This is a genomic window from Streptomyces sp. NPDC022910 (assembly GCF_055561075.1).
The window spans coordinates 59479-78223 of the sequence record NZ_JBVHHL010000007.1 but is presented as its reverse complement, the minus strand read 5'-3'; the positions used below and the strand labels follow the sequence as shown (position 1 = coordinate 78223).

The 18745-nt window shown below is 69.7% G+C and carries 11 protein-coding genes and 2 pseudogenes; 9 read left to right on the top strand and 4 right to left on the bottom strand.

The window, feature by feature from the left end:
• Positions 1-40: 40 nt before the first annotated feature.
• Positions 41-2626 carry a bifunctional FO biosynthesis protein CofGH gene (locus ACZ3TS_RS09355; protein WP_467615330.1) on the top strand — a complete coding sequence of 862 codons (2586 nt, stop codon included), beginning with the start codon at positions 41-43 and terminating at the stop codon, positions 2624-2626.
• 365 nt (positions 2627-2991) lie between these two features.
• Positions 2992-4107: an ADP-ribosylglycohydrolase family protein gene (locus tag ACZ3TS_RS09350; RefSeq protein ID WP_467615328.1), complete on the top strand. Its 1116-nt coding sequence runs from the start codon at positions 2992-2994 to the stop codon at positions 4105-4107.
• 58 nt (positions 4108-4165) lie between these two features.
• Here ACZ3TS_RS09350 and ACZ3TS_RS09345 read toward each other — a convergent pair whose 3' ends face one another.
• Together ACZ3TS_RS09345 and ACZ3TS_RS09340 are read right to left on the bottom strand one after the other, a co-directional pair.
• Complete coding sequence (locus tag ACZ3TS_RS09345) at positions 4166-5716, bottom strand: sodium:solute symporter family protein (RefSeq protein ID WP_467615325.1); 1551 nt, start codon at positions 5714-5716, stop codon at positions 4166-4168.
• Between the two features lie 370 nt (positions 5717-6086).
• Positions 6087-6662, bottom strand: a pseudogene (locus tag ACZ3TS_RS09340) (SDR family oxidoreductase); the annotation flags it as partial.
• Between the two features lies 1 nt (position 6663).
• On the opposite strand from ACZ3TS_RS09340, the pseudogene ACZ3TS_RS09335 reads away from it, so the two are divergent.
• Both ACZ3TS_RS09335 and ACZ3TS_RS09330 read left to right on the top strand, forming a co-directional pair.
• Positions 6664-7029, top strand: a pseudogene (locus ACZ3TS_RS09335) (hypothetical protein); the annotation flags it as partial.
• Between the two features lie 756 nt (positions 7030-7785).
• Complete coding sequence (locus ACZ3TS_RS09330; protein WP_467615323.1) at positions 7786-8136, top strand: hypothetical protein; 351 nt, start codon at positions 7786-7788, stop codon at positions 8134-8136.
• Between the two features lie 18 nt (positions 8137-8154).
• Here the strand turns inward: ACZ3TS_RS09330 and ACZ3TS_RS09325 are convergent, their stop codons facing one another.
• Positions 8155-9081: a LysR family transcriptional regulator gene (locus tag ACZ3TS_RS09325; RefSeq protein ID WP_467615320.1), complete on the bottom strand. Its 927-nt coding sequence runs from the start codon at positions 9079-9081 to the stop codon at positions 8155-8157.
• A 106-nt stretch (positions 9082-9187) separates the two neighbouring features.
• On the opposite strand from ACZ3TS_RS09325, the gene ACZ3TS_RS09320 reads away from it, so the two are divergent.
• From ACZ3TS_RS09320 to ACZ3TS_RS09300, 5 genes are all read left to right on the top strand, one after another.
• The gene (locus tag ACZ3TS_RS09320) at positions 9188-10474 is read left to right on the top strand and encodes an MFS transporter (RefSeq protein WP_467615318.1); all 1287 of its coding nucleotides are present in this window, start codon (positions 9188-9190) and stop codon (positions 10472-10474) included.
• A 675-nt stretch (positions 10475-11149) separates the two neighbouring features.
• Positions 11150-11806: a TetR/AcrR family transcriptional regulator gene (locus ACZ3TS_RS09315; RefSeq protein ID WP_467615315.1), complete on the top strand. Its 657-nt coding sequence runs from the start codon at positions 11150-11152 to the stop codon at positions 11804-11806.
• Positions 11782-12468 carry a transmembrane-type terpene cyclase gene (locus tag ACZ3TS_RS09310; RefSeq protein WP_467615312.1) on the top strand — a complete coding sequence of 229 codons (687 nt, stop codon included), beginning with the start codon at positions 11782-11784 and terminating at the stop codon, positions 12466-12468. The genes ACZ3TS_RS09315 and ACZ3TS_RS09310 overlap by 25 nt, the downstream gene beginning before the upstream one ends.
• A gap of 142 nt (positions 12469-12610) precedes the next feature.
• The gene (locus tag ACZ3TS_RS09305) at positions 12611-14626 is read left to right on the top strand and encodes a sigma-70 family RNA polymerase sigma factor (protein WP_467615311.1); all 2016 of its coding nucleotides are present in this window, start codon (positions 12611-12613) and stop codon (positions 14624-14626) included.
• A gap of 57 nt (positions 14627-14683) precedes the next feature.
• Entirely contained in the window at positions 14684-16342 is a 1659-nt protein-coding gene (locus tag ACZ3TS_RS09300; protein WP_467615309.1) for a hypothetical protein, read from the top strand.
• 693 nt (positions 16343-17035) lie between these two features.
• Here the strand turns inward: ACZ3TS_RS09300 and ACZ3TS_RS09295 are convergent.
• Positions 17036-18676 carry an amidase family protein gene (locus tag ACZ3TS_RS09295; protein ID WP_467615306.1) on the bottom strand — a complete coding sequence of 547 codons (1641 nt, stop codon included), beginning with the start codon at positions 18674-18676 and terminating at the stop codon, positions 17036-17038.
• Between the last annotated feature and the right edge of the window lie 69 nt (positions 18677-18745).

Here is an 18745-nt window from a genome sequence, read left to right as displayed (position 1 = left end):
GCCCTGTATGACCTGATCACCGCGAACGTATGCTCGGGGGATGACGACTTCCGCGACCTCCGGAACCGGCCCCACCAAGAACTCCATGCGTCGCGCCCTGAAACGTGCCCGTGACGGTGTCGCGCTGGACGTCACCGAGGCCGCGGTGCTGCTCCAGGCCCGTGGTGCGGATCTGGACGATCTGGCCGCCTCGGCCGCCCGGGTGCGGGACGCGGGCCTTCGGGCCGCCGGCCGGCCCGGTGTCATCACCTATTCGAAGAGCGTCTTCATCCCGCTGACCCGCCTGTGCCGGGACAAGTGCCACTACTGCACGTTCGTCACGGTGCCCGGCAAGCTGCGCCGTGCCGGGCACGGGATGTTCATGGCCCCGGACGAGGTCCTCGACATCGCCCGCAAGGGAGCGGCGCTGGGCTGCAAGGAGGCGCTGATCACCCTCGGCGACAAGCCCGAGGACCGCTGGACCGAGGCGCGCGAGTGGCTGGACGCGCACGGGTACGACGACACGATCGCGTATGTGCGGGCCATCTCCATCCGGATCCTGGAGGAGACGGGCCTGCTGCCCCACCTCAACCCGGGGGTGATGTCGTGGACGGACTTCCAGCGCCTCAAGCCCGTCGCCCCGTCGATGGGGATGATGCTGGAGACCACGGCCACCCGGTTGTGGTCCGAGCCGGGCGGCCCGCACCACGGCTCCCCGGACAAGGAGCCGGCGGTCCGCCTGCGCGTGCTGGAGGACGCGGGCCGGTCGTCGGTGCCCTTCACGTCCGGGATCCTGATCGGGATCGGTGAGACGTACGAGGAGCGGGCGGAGTCGCTGTTCGCGCTGCGGAAGGTGGCGCGGGCCCACCACGGCATCCAGGAACTGATCATCCAGAACTTCCGCGCCAAGCCGGACACGGCGATGCGCGGCATGCCGGACGCGGAACTGGACGCGCTGGTCGCCACGGTGGCCGTGGCCCGACACATCATGGGCCCGGCCACCTGTCTGCAGGCACCCCCGAACCTGGTCGACGACGAGTACGAGCGGCTGATCGGAGCGGGGATCGACGACTGGGGCGGGGTATCGCCGCTGACCATCGATCACGTCAACCCGGAGCGCCCCTGGCCGCAGATCGAACAGCTGGCTGAGCGTTCCCGCGCCGCCGGATTCGAGCTCCGCGAACGACTCTGTGTCTACCCGGAGTTCGTGCGGCGCGGAGAGCCGTGGCTGGACCCCAGGCTGCTGCCGCACGTCCGCGCGCTGGTCGACCCGGGGACGGGACTCGCGCGGGCGGACGCGGTGGTCGAGGGGCACCCCTGGCAGGAGCCGGAAGAGGTGTTCCGTGCGTCCGGACGCACGGACCTGCACCGCACCATCGACACCGAGGGCCGCACGGGCGACCGCCGGGACGACTTCGACGAGGTGTACGGCGACTGGGCGGCCCTGCGGGAGGCGGCCGCGCCGGGCATGGCCCCGGAGCGCATCGACACCGACGTACGGTCGGCGCTGCGCACCGCCGCGGACGACCCGACGACGCTGACCGACGCCGAGGCCCTCGCACTGCTTCACGCGGACGGCCCGGCCCTGGACGCGCTGTGCCGGGTGGCCGACGACGTGCGCCGCTCGGTGGTCGGTGACGACGTGACCTATATCGTCACCCGCAACATCAACTTCACGAACGTCTGCTACACCGGCTGCCGTTTCTGCGCGTTCGCGCAGCGCCGCACGGACGCCGACGCGTACACGCTGTCACTGGAACAGGTCGCCGACCGCGCCCAGCAGGCGTGGGAGGTGGGCGCGGTGGAGGTCTGCATGCAGGGGGGCATCCACCCCGACCTGCCCGGCACCGCCTACTTCGACATCGCGAAGGCGGTCAAGGAACGCGTCCCCGGGATGCACGTGCACGCCTTCTCGCCCATGGAGGTCGTCAACGGGGCGACCCGCACCGGGATGTCCATCCGCGAGTGGCTCACGGCGGCGAAGGAGGCGGGCCTGGACACGATCCCTGGCACCGCTGCCGAGATCCTCGACGACGAGGTCCGCTGGGTCCTGACCAAGGGCAAGCTCCCGACGGCCACCTGGATCGACGTGGTGACCACCGCGCACGAACTCGGCATCCGTTCCTCTTCGACGATGATGTACGGCCATGTCGACCAGCCCCGCCACTGGCTGGGTCACCTGCGCACCCTGTCCCGCATCCAGGAGCGGACCGGCGGCTTCACCGAGTTCGTCACCCTGCCCTTCATCCACACCAACGCCCCCGTCTACCTGGCAGGCATCGCCCGCCCCGGCCCGACGACGAGGGACAACCGCGCGGTGACGGCGATGGCACGCCTGCTGCTGCACCCGCACATCCCCAACATCCAGACCAGCTGGGTGAAGCTGGGCACGGAGGGCGCGGCCGAGATGCTCCGCTCCGGCGCCAACGACCTGGGCGGCACGCTGATGGAGGAGACGATCTCCCGCATGGCGGGCTCCCGTTACGGCTCGTACAAGTCCGTCAAGGACCTGGTCGCGGTCGCGGAGGCGGCGGGCCGTCCGGCGAAGCCGCGCACCACGCTGTACGGCGAGGTCCCGGAGGAACGGCAACGCGCGGCGGCGGCGTCCGACGGGCATCTCCCCGAGCTGCTCCCGGTGTTGGACTGACACCTGCGGGCAAGAACCGCTTCGGCCGTTTCAGCGGCCGTGGAGACGTCGACGAGGTCCCGCGACTCGCCCATGGTTGAAAGGGACTGCACACGTCCTTCGCGGCGCTGCGTCCACAGCCTCGTTTTTTCGCGAGGCGAGGGTCGAGGCAGGTCCCGAACGCAGAGCAGGTTCAACGCCCCGCTGTGAACGCCGCGAACGCCGCGAACACAGCCCACGAGTCTTCCGGGAAAGAGAGCCGCCCGCTGGTGGGACGGGCGCCGGAATGTGGCGTGTGTGACTGTCTGAGGCCCTGAAGCGACTGTTCCCGTTCGATTACAGTGCTGAACTGTCGGACGTGCGGACGGTGCCGTGAGGAGGCCTGGGTGGGTGCGACAGCCGGTGCCGTCTGGGGCCGCGCCGAGCAGCAGGACTTCCGCAGCCGGGTGCGCGGGACGCTCCTCGGCGTGGCCGTCGGCGACGCCCTCGGCGCTCCGCTCGACGGGCTCTCCCTGGAGGAGATCCGGGAGGCGCACGGCCACGAGGGGCTGTCCGACCTCGCGTTCGGGAACGGCCGGCGCGGCGCGATCACGTGTCTCACCCAGCTCACCCTGTTCTCCGTCGACGGGCTCATCCGCGCCCAGGTCCGCCGCGACACCGGCGCCTGGCATCCGCCGACCGATCTGCACCGCGCGTATCTGCGCTGGGCCGCCACCCAGCGTGACTGGGGACCCGACGAACGCCGCAAGGACGACGGCTGGCTGGCGCGCGAGGAGTGGCTGTACGCCCGCCGCTCCCCGGACAGGGCCTGTCTGCTCGGATTCGGCGACGACGCCATGGGCACGCTGGACGCGCCCAAGAACCCCGGTGAACGGGGACCCGAGGCGGCCGCCCGCTCCGCGCCGTTCGGGCTGCTCGTCGGCTGGGAACCGCAGCTCGTGCTGCAGCTCGCGGTCGAGTGCGCCACGCAGACGCACGGGCATCCCACGGCCTACCTCACCGCGGGCGCGTACGCCGTGATCGTGCACGCCCTGGCCCGTGGCGAGAACCTGGACGCGGCCGTCCAGCGGGCCCTCGCGCTGCTCGCCCCGCGGCCGGGGCAGCAGCCGGTCGCCGATGCGCTGCAGCACGCGCTGGGCGCGGTCCGGCAGGGCATGCCGATGCCCGCGCGGATCGAGGAGCTCGCCGGGAGCGGTACGGCGGAGGCGGTGCTGGCCGTCGCCGTGTACTGCGCACTGGTGGGGGAGGACGTACGGCACGGGCTGAGCCTCGCCGTCAACCACGGAGGCCCGTCGGGCGCCGCGGGGGCGCTGACCGGGGGACTCCTCGGTGCCCTGTACGGCGAGACGGCCCTCCCGCCGGCCTGGCTGGCCGAGCTGGAGGGCCGTCCCACGATGGTGGTGCTGGCGGACGACTTCGCCATGGAGATGACGCAAGGCCCTGCGCTGCATGGCCCTACGGGGTCCTCTCAGGGGTGGCTTGCGCGGTACCCCCGGGCGTAGCTGCCGGTCCGGGGGCTGGTGCCCCCGGACCTCCGCTTCGGCCCGAACGGTCTCGTCCTCACACCCCGGACGGGCTCGAAGCGTCGGGAGCGGGCACAGCCACCGTCGCCCCGTCGTCGTCCGTGTTCACCTTCTCGATGATCTCGTCCCGCTCCGGGGTGTCCTCCGGCTTCACCAGGCCGATCAGGATGTACAGGACCAGTGAGATCACCATCGGCAGCGCCACCTGGTACTCCAGCTTCACGTCCGTGCGCTGGGAGAAGTCCAGGTTGTAGTTGACGAAGAAGAACGCCAGCAGACCGGCCGCCCAGCTGGTCAGCGCCGCCGTCGGGCCCGACTTACGGAACGGGCGCAGCAGGCCCAGGATGAACGGGATCGCGATCGGGCCCATCAGACCGGCCACCCACTTGATCACCACCGTGATGATGTCCTTGAAGGTGGGCGAGTTGACCTGCGTCGCCACCGCCATGGACAGGCCGAGGAAGGCGACCGTCGTGACCCGGCCCGCGATCAGGCCCGCCCGGGTGTTCCACGCCCGTGCCGCCTTCGAGAGCACCGGGGCCACGTCCCGGGTGAAGACCGCCGCGATCGCGTTGGCGTCGGAGGAGCACATGGCCATCGTGTGGGAGAAGAAGCCCACGACCACCAGACCCAGCAGGCCGTGCGGCAGCAGCTGGTCGGCCATCAGGCCGTACGCGTCCGAGCCGTCCGGCTTCTTCGCCGTGACCAGGAGCGGCGAGAGCCACATCGGGATGAAGAGGATGACCGGCCACACGAACCACAGGCCCGCCGACAGCAGCGCCGACCGCGTCGCCTGCTTCGCGCTGCCCGTCGCCATGTAGCGCTGGGCCTGGTTCCACATGCCGCCGTTGTACTCGAACAGCTTGATGAACAGGTACGCGATGAAGAAGACCGTCAGGTACGGGCCCGCGAACCCGTGCCCGTGACCGTCGAGCTTCGGCGAGTCCAGCGCCTTGGACAGACCGCCGTGGTCGGAGATCTTGTTCAGGGCGATGATCAGCATGGCCAGACCAGCCAGCAGCTGGATGACGAACTGGCCCAGTTCGGTCAGCGCGTCCGCCCACAGACCGCCGATCGTGCAGTACACCGCGGTGATACCACCGGTGATGATGATGCCCTGGGTGAGCGTGACCCCGGTGAAGACGCTGAGCAGGGTCGCGATGGCTGCCCACTTCGCGCCCACGTCCACGATCTTCAGCAGGATGCCGGACCAGGCCAGCGCCTGCTGTGTGGGCACGTTGTAGCGGTCCTTCAGGTACTCCAGCGGCGAGGCCACGTGCAGCCGGGAGCGTAGCCGGTTCAGACGTGGCGCGAACAGCTTCGCGCCGATCAGCACGCCGATGGCGATGGGCAGCGCCCAGGTGACGTAGGACGTGATGCCGTAGGTGTAGGCGATGCCGGCGTACCCGGTGAACATCACCGCGCTGTAGCCCGACATGTGGTGCGAGATGCCGGACAGCCACCACGGCATCTTGCCGCCCGCGGTGAAGAAGTCGCTGACGTTGTCGACGCGCTTGTGGGACCAGACGCCGATCGCGGTCATCACGCCGAAGTACGCGACCAGGACGGCCCAGTCGAGACCGTTCATGTGCCCCCTCCAGGGGTCCGCCTTGTGAACCTGCAGATACCGGACGGCACTTCGCCAGTACGTGAACACGGGCGGCGCCCCCGTGCGGGAGCGGGGACTTCGGGGATTGAACCGCCGGTCAGGCGGGCGGTCAAGACCTTTCATGGTCACGGATATGAACGCAGATCAGAAAGCAGAACGATTTTACCTTCTCTTGAACTGTCTGGCGGTTGTCGTGCTCGTGACGAGGAACACACCATGAGCGGGCACTTCGCCAGTGGAGACATCCGATGGATCGGGCGTACGGGATGCGGGTCCCGGGCGGCCCGGAAGGGAGCCGCGGGACGATCAGCCATAGCAACTTGTCCAGTCGTCCGAGGAGTCGACGGGACTACCGCATGAGTTCGCCGGCGTTCACGAGCAGGGACTGGCCCGTGATCGCCCGCGCCCGGTCGGAGGCCAGGAACACCGCGGCGTCCGCCACGTCACCGTCCGTGGCCAGTTCGGGCAGCGCCATCCGCTCCGTCAGGCGCTGCTTCACCTCCGTCTCCGGCACGCCCTCGGTGTGCGCGGTGAACTGGACGTACGCCTCGACGGGCGGGCCCCACATCCAGCCGGGCAGCACCGTGTTGACCCGGATCCGGTACGGGCCGAGCTCCCGGGCCAGAGAGTACATCGCACTGGTCAGCGCACCCTTGGAGGCCGCGTAGGCCGCCTGCCGCACCCGGGAGGGCGCGGCCACGGACGACTGGGTGCCGATGAAGACGACCGAGCCGCCGCACGTCTTGAGGGCCGGCAGACACGCCCGCGTCATCCGCAGGGTGCCGAGCAGATTCACGTCGATGACCGAGTGCCAGGTGGCGAAGTCCGCGTCCTGAAGGCCGCCGAAGTAGCTGTCCCAGGCGGCGACGTGGACCACCGCGTCGATCCGCCCGAACCGGTCCAGCGCCAGCGTCGCGAGCGCCTCGTACGCCGGGCTCGTCGTCCAGGTCATCGAGGCCGACTCCCCCGGCGGGCGCGGGGAACTGCTCGCGTGGCTGCGTGACGACCACCTCCCGAAACGGCTTCAGGGCTCACCGGCGGCCATGGTGACCGTCTTCACGCCGACACCCCTGCCCCTGGACCGGATGACCTACGTCAAGCAGGTCGAAGGGGTCGGGACCCGGCTGACGCTGCTGTGGTTCCTCCAGCAGGATCCCCGCGACCACTGGCGCGAGTACTTCACGGACCTGGACACGGCAGTGGCCGCTTCGGGACTGGGTGACGTGCAGTTCGTCGCACCGTTCATACCGACGGTGCATGGGACGGACCGTTACGTGGACGAGTTGCGGTGAGCTCTGGGGCGGACTGTCGCGACCGGAAACCAGGTTCGGAGGGCGCAGTTGGCGGTGTCAGGCGCCTTGGGGCCTGTCGATAAGATGATCTCCGCTTGGCGGGGCGGGGAGGGCGGCAAAGTGCGGTGCGCCAGGGTGCCCGGCTGGACTTCACTCTCAGCGGGAGCCCCCTGACACCACCTGGGCGACCGCCGAGCAGGCCGCGGTGCCGTCGTACCGGCAGGGGAAGCACGCGTTCCTCGCGAGCATCTCGCCCAACCAGGTCACCGTCGCCCCCGGAAAGGCCGCGACAGTCACGGTGGACGCACAGCGGCTGAGCGGCCGGGGACCGCAAACTCACCGTCGCCGCCGAGGCACCGGAGGGACTGGGCCTGAGCGCCACGCAGCAGCCGCTCGCACTCGACAAGACCACCGGGTCCGGCAGCGTGAAACTCACCGTCACCGCGGGGCCGGACACGGCCGACGGCTTCCACGAGATCCCGGTGACCGTGCGCGGCCGGACCGGTCCGGCCGTCGAGCAGACCGTCTAGGTCTAGAGCGCCATCGAGGGGAGTTTCGCGGCCGCCTACAACGCCACCGGTATCTCCAGCGACACCGACACCTCTCAGGGCGACTTCGACCGCTCCGGCGGCGGTTACTCCGGACCACCCCTACGCAGCGGGCCAGACCATCCACCTCACCACGCAGGCCGAGGACGTGCGGCGGCTGGTGCCCGTCGGTGCCGCGCTCTACGGGGACGTACGGACGATGGCCTCCGTGACCTTCACTGACGGCAGCAAGGAGCAGACCGATCTGTCGTTCGGCGACCGGGTGGTGCCGGGCGGGGGCTCCCAGCCGGTCTTCGACAACACCGTGGTGGCCAAGACCGAGAACCGCAACCCCGGACACGGCGGTCCGGCGTACGTGTTGGCCACTAAGCCCTTCGAGGCGCCCGACGGCAAGTACATCGCGTCGGTCAGGTTCCCGGAGAACGTGACCATGCATCTGTTCGGCATCGGCGTCCGGCTGACGGGATCTGTGGTGGAGGAGGGGGTCTTGTCGGGTTCCACGCTCGTGCGGACGCCCTCCTCGTGCAGACCACCTCGCCTTCCGCCAAATTGCGACTGAGCGTGCGAGGTCCCCTGGTCAGGCGTCCGGACTCGGGGCGGGGTAGGTGGTAAGCACGAGGTCGATGAGGGCTTTGGCCGCGGCGGACGGGCGACGGTCGGCCGCGGTGATCAGCGAGGGCGTGAACAGCGGTTCCGGCCGCACCCGCCGCAGGGCGACACTGCGCGAGCCCGATGCCAGTGACGCGCTCAGAAACGCGAATCCGAAGCCCGCTCTGACGAGTTCGACGACGGTGGGGACATCGGCCACTTCGACGGCGACCACGCGCCGCAGGCCCGTCTCCAGGAAGAGCTGGTCGACACTGAGACGCGTGCCCCATCCGGACGGAAAGTCCACGAACGGCTCGCCGTCGAGCTCGCTGAGCGCAATGACCTCGCGCGTGGCGAACGGGTGGTCGTCCGGACAGGCCAGCAACATCGGCTCGGACGCCAACGGGTGCACCGTCAGGCCGGCAGGATAGTCGCTGGGCAACGCGGCGAAGGCCAGGTCGAGTCTGCCGTCGATCACCTGGTTGACCAGTTCGACGGACCCGCCCTCGGCGGCGCTCGGGATGATCTGGACCTGCGGGCGTTCCCGGTGGTAGCGGGTCAGCACGGCGGCCAGGTCGATGAGGGTCATCGAGTGCATGATGCCCACCCGCACCGAGCCGCGGAGTCCCCCGTGCACCGCGGCGACGGCGTCCCGGGCGGCGTCCGCCGCGGACAGTGTGTTGCGCGCCTCGACGAGTAGCGCCCGGCCGGCGGCGGTGAGCTGGACGTGGCGCGTGGTGCGATCGAACAGCAGGCTGCCGAGCTCGCGTTCCAGTGACCGGATCGAGACGGACAGCGCCGACTGCCCGAGATGTACGCGGGCTGCGGCGCGAGTGAAGCTGCGCTCCTCGGCGACGGCGACGAAGTGCTCCAGGTGCCGCAGCTCCATCTCATGCTCCAGATCAATGACTGTCATTGTAATTTTTTGTTGGACAGCATAACCGCAACACAGAAGGCTGAAGGGGCTGGGCGTGGCACCGGGCTGCGGCCATCGATCGTCTATCGCGACAAGGACGCCCTTCATGTCTTCTGTCATCAGCGCCGGAAGTGAACGGGCCGGGGTTGGGCATCTGCACCCTTCGCACCCGAGACGCCGCCGGCACCACTCGTTCGGTTTCTGGGCCGCGACGTTGGCCTTCCTGGTGAACATGGGATTCTCGGCGGTCCCGACGCCGCTGTACGTGCTGTACCAGCAGCGCGACCACTTCTCCACGATCATGCTGACCGTCGTCTACGCCGTGTACGCGGTCGGGGTGATCGCCAGCCTGTTCCTCGGCGGTCACCTGTCCGACTGGGTGGGGCGCAAGTGGGTGTTCGTGCCCGCGCTGCTGCTCAACGTGGTCAGCGCACTGATCTTCCTGTTCGCGCCGAGCCTGCCCGGACTGATGGTTGCCAGGATCATCTCCGGCATATCCATCGGCCTCACGACCGCCACGGCCACCGCCTACCTCGGTGAGCTGCACATCGGGGTGCTCGGCGGCGACACGAGCTCGCCGCGCCGCGCCCAGGTCGTCGCCACCGCAGCCAACCTGGGCGGCATCGGCGTCGGCCCGCTGGCCGCCGGCCTGCTGGCCGAGTACGCGCCGCAACCGCTGCGGCTGCCCTACATCGTGTTCGCCGCCGTGCTGCTGGTGCTGGCCTTCCTGGTCGCGGTCTCGCCGGAGACCGCGAACCGGCCGGTTCCCGCTCCGCGGTACCGGCCGCAGCGGGTCGCCGTACCGCGGCACGCTCGCGGAATGTTCTTCGCCGCCACCGCCGCGGGCCTGGCGTCGTTCTCCGTCTACGGCGTATTCAACTCGCTGGCTCCGAGTTTCCTGGCCGGCACCCTGCATCAGGCCTCGCACGCGGTGGCCGGCGCGGTGGCATTCGCCGCATTCGCCGCGGGCGCGGTCGCACAGATCGCGCTGAGCCGGGCCGGCCTGCAACTGACTCTCCGCGTCGGCCCGCTCCTCCTCATCCCGGGCCTCGCGCTCCTCGCAGGCGGGATGTGGCTGCCGAACCTGGCGACGTTCGTGATCGGCGGCGTGCTCACCGGCGCCGGTGGGGGGCTGGCCTTTCGGGGTGCGCTGGCCGCCGCCGGGTCGACCGCCCCGCCGGAGTCACGGGCCGAGGTGCTCTCCGGCTTCTTCCTCGGCGGGTACATCGGGCTGTCGGTTCCGGTGGTGGGACTGGGCATCGCCACGCAGTACGTGTCGGCTCGCCTGGTGATGCTGGTGTTCGTGGTGCTCGTGGCCGCCGCTGTGGTGCTGTGCACCCGCTCGGTGCTCGCGCAGCACGCCCAGGGCGACATGGGGGTGCGGCCCGAGTGAGCTGGTCGCTGACAAGAGTGACCTGGTCGTCATCAAGAAGGACCACTCCCGCATGCCGTGGAGCAGCCGCGCGTGCGCCCGAAGGGGGAACAGCCATGACCAGCACCTATTCACCCCGGCCGACAGCTCTTGGGCCGGCTCCGACGGAGAGGGGCCTTCGATGCCTCGGTCCATCACCAGCACGCTGGTCTCCACCGGGCCAGGACTGCGACGGCAGACGGTAGAACCGGCCGACACCGCGGACAGCGCGCGGAGGATGACGGCCTGTGCCTGGCAAAGCCGGCACCGGGCACGGGCGTCACCGCCGCACCGCCCAAGGTGCCGTCCCGACGGCGTCCTCTGACAACGTTGTCGGAGCCGCCTCGGCCGCGGTGGCGAGACTCATGAACAGCGCCGTCGCGGCGGCGACGGCGCTCAGGCGACGGCCAAACCTTCGGTGGCTCACAGGGGCTCCTGTGATGGGACGGGCCTTGCGGGGTGAGCGTTACCTTCCGGTTTGATCGTTCGTAGGTCAACCCCTCCCACGAGTGGGCCCGTTGCGCCCGTCGGGCACGACGAGGGCCGACGCGTCGGTACACGAGCCGCGGCGGGATGGAGCCGGTGGAACCTTGATTACCGGTACATGCGTACCGTAAGTTAGCAGTACATCTGTACGGATAGATAGAGGGGGCGGTCGTGCAGAAGGTGACCGACGGACGCCTCGCGCGCGGCCAGGCCCGGAGGGAACTGCTGCTCGACGCGGCGGTGGGCATCGTGGGCGAGCAGGGCCTGGGCGCGCTCACTCACCGTGCGGTCGCCGCCGCCGCGGCCGTGTCGCTTGCTTCGGTCACCTATCACTACCCGTCGGCCGATGACCTCCGGCAGGCGACGTTCGAGCACGCCGGCTCGCGCATCGGCCTTGAGTTCCTGGGGCTCGTCACCCGCGCCGCCGAGGAGCCCGACGCCCTCCCGGACATCTGCGGCGACTTCACGGCACATCTCGTCACCGAGCGGCGGATCGACACCATCGCCGTCTTCGAGATGATCCTTGCGGCCGGTCACGACCCCGAACTCGGGCCGGTCAAGCGACTTCTCGAACTGCGCCTCGCGCGCCTCCTGGCCCCATACGTCGGCTCGGACGAGGCCGCGTCCACCGTGACCGCCGCGCTGCAGGGCCTCGTACTCACCGCTCTCGCACCCGACCGGGCACGCGAACCCGGTCGCCTGCGGGACGCGGTGAGTGACCTCATCCGCCGCTACCGCGCCGTCCCCGCTCCGGGCGCGCCGGCCCCGCCGCGCACCGCCTCACGCACTGCAGGAGAAGCCCCATGGAACCGTTCCTCTCCGCCCTGAGCGGCCTCGCCTGGACGATCGTCTACATAGACGCGATCCGGATCGGGTTCCGCCACCGGACCTACGCGATACCTCTCGCCGCGCTGGGCCTCAACTTCGCCTGGGAGACCACGTACACGGCGCACGACCTCATGGGCCAGATGTCGCCCCAGGGTTACGTGAACCTCGTCTGGGCCCTGGCCGACCTCGTCATCGTGTACACCTTCTTCGCCTTCGGCCGCGGGGAATTCCCTCGCTTCGTGACCCGGCCGGTGTTCGCCCTCTGGGGCACCCTGGTCTTCGGCGCCTCGTACGCGGTGCAGTGGCTGTTCCTGGCGGAGTTCGGCGAACACGACGGCGGCCGCTACTCGGCCTTCCTGCAGAACCTGCTGATGTCGGGCCTGTTCATCGCGATGCTCATGGCGCGCCGTGGCCTGCGCGGACAGACCCTCACGATCGCCGTCGCGAAGTGGCTCGGCACCCTCGCCCCCACCATCCTGATCGGCGTACTCGACGGCGAGTCGTTCATTCTCGGCATCGGCATCCTGTGCAGCGTCTTCGACCTCGTCTACATCGGACTCGTGCTGTGGCTCAAGGCCCGTCCCGACGCACTCTCCGACGCCGGTGCGGCACCTGCGCCGACCTCGGTGTGGCTCCCGGCCCAACGGGTCACCCCGCCCTGACGCCCCGCCGTCGCACGACCCACGGAATGGACCCCGCTCCACCGATCCCGCCGCACTTGTGCCGCAACCGTTCATTCGGCGGTCCGAGAACGGCGTGCCGATTTCTGTTATGCCGACCCTGACCAGGGACCCTCCTCCAGTCATGAGCGAGATTTCACACCGCGGGTACGACGGGCACGACGACCGCCGGGACCGGGCCACGGTCGTGCGCGCCGCGCAAGCCGACAACCAGCGGGCCCTCGACGACCTGGTGGCCGAGTACCTCCCGCTGATCTACAACATCGTGGGCCGCGCTCTGGACGCCCCTGCCGACACCGACGATGTCGTGCAGGACGTCATGATGCAGATGATCCGCGACGTGCGGACGCTGCGTGACCCCGAGGCGTTCCGGTCCTGGCTGGTGGCCATCGCGATGCGGCAGGTGCGCAGGCACTGGCGGTTGCGGCGCACCGCGCCGGCGGCCGACGGGATCGAGGGTCTGGAGGAGACGGCGCTGCTCGCGGATCCGGGAGCGGACTTCGTCGATCTGACGATCACCGTGCTGAGCCTGTCCGGTCAGCGGCAGGAGGCGGCGGAGGCCACGCGCTGGCTGGACATCGACGACCGGCAACTGGTGTCCCTGTGGTGGCTGGAGGTCGCGGGCCGGCTCACCCGGGCCGAGCTCTCCGCGGCGATGGAGCTGCCGCCGCCGCAGGCCGCGGTGCGGGTGCAGCGGATGAAGGCCCGGCTGGAGGTCGCACGGGCGGTGGTCCGCGCGCTCGCTGCCGTACCCCGCTGCCCGGACCTCAACGCGGCTCTGCGCGGCTGGGACGGGCGGCCCGACGGCTTGTGGCGCAAGCGGATCGCGCGGCATGTGCGTACCTGCGAGGCGTGCGGTGGCGTACCCGAGGACGTCGTGCCGGCGGAACGGCTGCTGGCCGACCTGGCGCTGGTGCCCGTTCCGCCGCTGCTGCTGGGGCTGTTCACGGTGGGCGCGGCGGGTGGCGGCGTGGGCACGGCCGGTCCCGACCTGGCCACCGCGAGCCTCCATCACACCGTACGGGCCGGGAGTGCGGTGGGCCGGGCCGCGCGGGTCGGAAGCGTCTGGGCCGGCAAGACCGCGGCCCTCTCCTCCGTCGCGCTGGTCGCCGTCGCCGGTACCACCGCTTACGCGCTCGGCCTTTTCGGACCGGACGGACAGGACCAGCAACCGGCGCGGGCCGTATCCGCCATCTCCACGTCGGCGCCGCCCACGTCCGCCCCCGTGCCGTCCGCCACCCGGTCCACACCCACTCACTCCACGGCCCGGAGACCCACGTCCAGGCCTTCCTCCGAGGCCGCGAAGCCGGCCACCGAAGGGCAGACGACGGTCACCAGCACGGAACTCCCGGTGCGGGCCGCCTTCTACTACCCCTGGTACAGCGAGAACTTCACCCCCGGGGGCAGCAAGTACACGCCTTCGGCGGGCAAGTACGACATCGACGACCCCGCCACCGTCGAGCGCCAGATCAAGGACATGCAGTACGGCGGTCTCCAGGCCGGCATCTCCTCCTGGTGGGGCGAGGGCAAGCGGGAGGACAAGCGGCTGCCGCTGCTGATGTCCGAGGGCGACCGCCTCGACTTCTCCTGGACCGTGTACTACGAGAACGAGGCCTACGCCGACCCGTCCGCGGCGACGATCAGGAAGGACCTGGAGTACCTGCGCAAGTACTCCGACCAGAACACCTGGCTGCACATCGACGGCAAGCCGGTCATTTTCGTCTACGGCGCAGGCGGCGACGCCTGCGACATGGCCACCCGCTGGGCCCGGGCCAACGAGACGGAGGGGTACTACGTCGTGCTGAAGGTGTTCGGCGGCTACCGGGACTGCGCCGACCAACCGGAGGGCTGGCACCAGTACGCCTCCGGCCTGGACGTGCAGAAGGGGTATTCGGCGATCGTCTCGCCTGGCTTCTGGAAGAACGATGCCGAGCAGCCGACCGTCCCGCGCGACCTCGAGCAGTTCCGCCGGGACGCCGAGACCGTCGCCACCTCGAAGGAGCCGTTCCAACTGGTCGTGACCTACAACGAGTGGGGCGAGGGGACGTCCGTCGAGTCGTCCACGGACTGGCCCAGCTCCAGCGGGCACGGCGCCTACATGGACATCCTGCACGAGGCCTTCACCGCACACCCGCGCTGAACGGTGCCCCCCTTACCCAACAGTTCATTCGCCTCCCCCTTCTCCTGGAGCATTTTCATGTCTTTGTCGCATCGCAGGCAGTCCTGGTCGCGCCGCAAGGTTCTGGGTGCCACCGCTGCCGGTACGGCGGCCGCCGCACTCGGAGCCTTCGGCGTGGCCAGGGCCGCCGGTACGTCCACCACCGCCGGCAGCGCGCCCGGGGACGTCGTAGGGAAGATCACCGTCGGCTACCAGGGCTGGTTCGCCACCAAGGGCGACAGTGCCCCGATCAACGGCTGGTGGCACTGGGCCAAGGACATGAGCAAGGCCCCTTCGCCGTCGAACACCGGCATCAAGAGCTGGCCCGACATGAGCGAGTACACGAAGAGCTACCCGACCGACTACGCGTCGCTCGGCAACGGGCAGCCCGCCACGCTGTTCTCGTCGTACGACGACCAGACCGTCGACACCCACTTCCAGTGGATGAAGCAGTACGGCATCGACACCGCGGCCCTGCAGCGCTTCAACCCGACCGGCGGCGAGGGCCCCACCCGCGACGGCATGGCGGCCAAGGTGCGCAGCGCCGCGGAGTCCCAGGGCGTGAAGTTCTACATCATGTACGACGTCTCCGGCTGGACGAACATGCAGTCGGAGATCAAGACGGACTGGACCAACAAGATGAGGGCGTACACAGCGTCATCCGCCTATGCCGTGCAGAACGGAAAGCCGGTCGTGTGCATCTGGGGGTTCGGCTTCCCCGACGACAAACGCGATTTCACCGCCGGGGCCTGCCTGGACGTCGTCAACTGGTTCAAGGACCAAGGCTGTTACGTGATCGGAGGCATCCCCAAGGAGTGGCGCACCGGCGGCGCGGGCACCCGTCCCGGCTTCGGCGACGTCTACCACGCGTTCAACATGATCTCGCCGTGGATGGTCGGCGCCATCGGCAACGCCGCCGACTCGGACCACTACTACACGAACGTCAACCTGGGCGACCAGGCCGAGTGCGATGCCTCGGGCATCGACTACCAGCCCTGCGTACTGCCGGGTGACATCGCCGAACGTCAGCGCGCGCACGGCGACTTCATGTGGCGGCAGTTCTACAACATGGTCCGCGTCGGCGCCCAGGGCATCTACATCTCGATGTTCGACGAGTACAACGAGGGCAACCAGATCGCCAAGACCACAGAGACCCAGGCGACCGTCCCCACCGACTCCGGCATCTTGGCCCTCGATGAGGACGGCACCGCCTGCTCCTCGGACTACTACCTGCGCCTGACCGGCGACGGCGGCCGCATGCTCAAGGGCGAGCTCGCCCTGACCGCGACCCGGCCCACACTGCCCGTCACCGGCCAGGTGGTCACCTTCAAGGCAGGGGTGAACGGCAAATACGTCACCGCAGAGAACACCGGGACCTCCGCGCTGATCGCCAACCGCACGGCCGTCGGCAACTGGGAGAAGTTCGACATGGTCGAGGTGGGCAGCGCCACCATCGCGCTGTATTCCCACGCCAACCACCGCTTCGTCACGGCCGGTTCCTCCCCGCTGATCGCGGACAGCGTCTCGGCGGGCCGCGCCCAGACCTTCCAGCTCGTCCACAACAGCGACGGCACGGTGAGCTTGCTGGCCTCAGCCACCGGCAAGTACGTCACCGCCGAGGACGCCGGAGCCTCCGCACTGATCGCCGACCGCACGGCCATCGGTCCATGGGAGAAATTCACGCTGATGACCGCATAGCCGGAACGGGGGATGAGCCTGCCTTCCCGGACGTGATGGCCCGCCTGCGAAGTCCCTCGCCCGCTGGGTCGGCCTCGCACTCGGTCCGACGTGATCCTGGCTGACAAGGCCTGCTCCCGACCGCGAAGACTTCGAGCCCTGCTGGCCGGTCCTACGCCGCTACTTCGGCGAAGTTCGGCCGGCCGCCAGGATGCTCCGGTGCGCCCTCGCCGACCCCTTACGGCGCCGGCTTGAGGAAGCTGACTGCCGGCGTGCTGCCGGCATCCACCGCCTTCCAGAAGTCACCTGATCGCGGCGGGTGTTCAGCCCAGCCTGAGTGTCGACGCGGTCAGCGGGGTCGGCGGCAGTCGGTTCGCCGAGATGCGGGGCACTCTGGAGGCGGAGCCCGGCTGGCAGAACCACCTGGCCTTGACGCGCGGCGAGTGGCCCGATGAACTGGCCCTGTCCACCCGGGACGTGGTGCGGATGCCCCCCTGGAGGGTGCCCGCACCCTCGGCATGGAGGCACGGATACGGTTCGCTCACCCCCCGGCAATCCCCTCCTCGACCTCTTGGCAACCCTTGAAGGCGCGTCTTCACTGCCGATGCCCGGTGCGGGCCGGACAAGGTCCGGCCCGCACCGGGCATCGAAGGAGGGGCGAGCACGTCCAGCCTCGGCACCCTCTGCTGCGCGTTACTGCGCCGGAGGCTTTGGTTACCGCGCCAGTGGCGGGGTGCTGAGCGGCGACTTCCGGGTCTTCGAGGCCTTCTCGTAGGCGTAGGCCAGCGAGAGGAGCAGGGGCTCGTCGAATTCACGCCCGAGCAGCTCCGCGCCCACCGGCACGCCGATCGGGGCGGTGGACGTGGGGGTCGAGAATCCGCCGGGGAAGCAGACGGCCGGGAAGCCGGTGCCGTTTGACAGGGTGCCGTTGCGCTCGGCCTGCGGCACTCCGACCAGAGAGACGAGCACCTTCTGCAGCGGATACAGGATCGCCTGGATGTCCAGCTCGGCCATCTTGGCCGACACCGCCAGCCGAAGCTTCTCGCGGTTGACGAAGTGATCCTTGTAGGTCGGGTTGTTCAGGCCGTCGACGATGGCCAGCTCCTGCTCCATCGCCGCCTGGGCCTCGGGCGTCGCCGTCTTGGAGGCGACCAGCTGGTCGAAGGTGTGCACCGGGGCGTCGGGGCCGAGTGTCGCGAAGTACGCGTCCATGGCCGTGTGCGCTTCCCAGGTGGAGGTCACCACGATGTTCTGGAGGGTGTCGTACTCCGGCAGGCTGAACCGGACGATGGTCGCGCCCTGCGCCTGCATCGTGGAGATGACCTCCTCCATCACGCGGTTGACCTCCTCGTGGCGCGCCTCGGTGCCGAACAGGTTGGTCATCACGCCGATGCGCGCACCGCGAAGAGCGTGGCGGTCCAGGTGATCCGTGTAGCTGTGCGGAGGACGGCCGACGCCGTACCCGGTGACGGGGTCGGCCGGGTCGAAGCCCGCCATCACGTCGAGCATCCGGGCCGCGTCCTCCACCGTGCGGGTGATGGGACCCAGCTCGTCCTGGGTGATGCTGGCCGGAATGACGCCGCTGCGGCTGATCAGGCCCCGGGTGCAGCGCACCCCGACGAGGCTGTTGGCGGAGGCGGGGGAGCGGACCGACTGGCCGGTGTCACTGCCGGTGCCCAGGACGGCGAAGTTCGAGGCGATCGCCGCCCCGGTCCCACCGCTCGAGCCGCCCGGGGTGCGGGTGAGGTCGTAGGGGTTGAGGACCTGGCCGCCCAGCGAGCTGAGGGAGTTGCCGCCACGGGCGAACTCCTGAAGGTTGGCCTTGGCGAGGATGACGGCCCCCGCCTTGCGCATCTTGGCGACGGTGAACGCGTCGGTCGGCGGCACGGAGGTACGCATCGCCGTGTTGCCGCCCGTGGTCGGCATGTCGTGGGTGTCGTAGTTGTCCTTGAGGATCACCGGGATGCCGTGCAGCGCGCCGATCGGGCCGGAACGCCGGTACTGGCGGTCGAGTTCGTCGGCGATCTCGAGGGCACGCGGGTTGACGGTGATGAGCGCCTTCAGGGTCGGGCCCTGCTTGTCGTACGCGGCGATCCGGTCGAGGTACTGCTGCACCAGCTGGCGGCACGTCAGCCGGCCACGGCGGTATGCGTCGTGGATGTCGGCGACGGTGGCCTCGATCAGCTCGAAGCCGCCCGTGCCGGACCGCGACCCGGACGTACCGGCCGCGGCCTTCGACGCGGCGGGCGCCTGCGCGGCGGCCGGGCCCGCGGTCTCGCCGACGATACTCAGCGCGCCGACGGCGCCCACGGCGCCGATGAAGCCACGCCTGTTCAGATTGCTGTGCTCGCTCACGCGTTCACTGGTCCTCTCTGGTACCGCCGTTCGCGGCGGCAGGGAATGTGTATGGTTCGAGTCCTCGGC

Coding starts and splice junctions, on each gene's coding strand:
- ACZ3TS_RS09355 (WP_467615330.1), top strand. CDS start 41: ATGACGACTTCCGCGACCTCCGGAACCGGCCCCACCAAGAACTCCATG.
- ACZ3TS_RS09345 (WP_467615325.1), bottom strand. CDS start 5,716: ATGAACGGTCTCGACTGGGCCGTCCTGGTCGCGTACTTCGGCGTGATG.
- ACZ3TS_RS09325 (WP_467615320.1), bottom strand. CDS start 9,081: ATGACAGTCATTGATCTGGAGCATGAGATGGAGCTGCGGCACCTGGAG.
- ACZ3TS_RS09320 (WP_467615318.1), top strand. CDS start 9,188: ATGTCTTCTGTCATCAGCGCCGGAAGTGAACGGGCCGGGGTTGGGCAT.
- ACZ3TS_RS09310 (WP_467615312.1), top strand. CDS start 11,782: ATGGAACCGTTCCTCTCCGCCCTGAGCGGCCTCGCCTGGACGATCGTC.
- ACZ3TS_RS09305 (WP_467615311.1), top strand. CDS start 12,611: ATGAGCGAGATTTCACACCGCGGGTACGACGGGCACGACGACCGCCGG.
- ACZ3TS_RS09300 (WP_467615309.1), top strand. CDS start 14,684: ATGTCTTTGTCGCATCGCAGGCAGTCCTGGTCGCGCCGCAAGGTTCTG.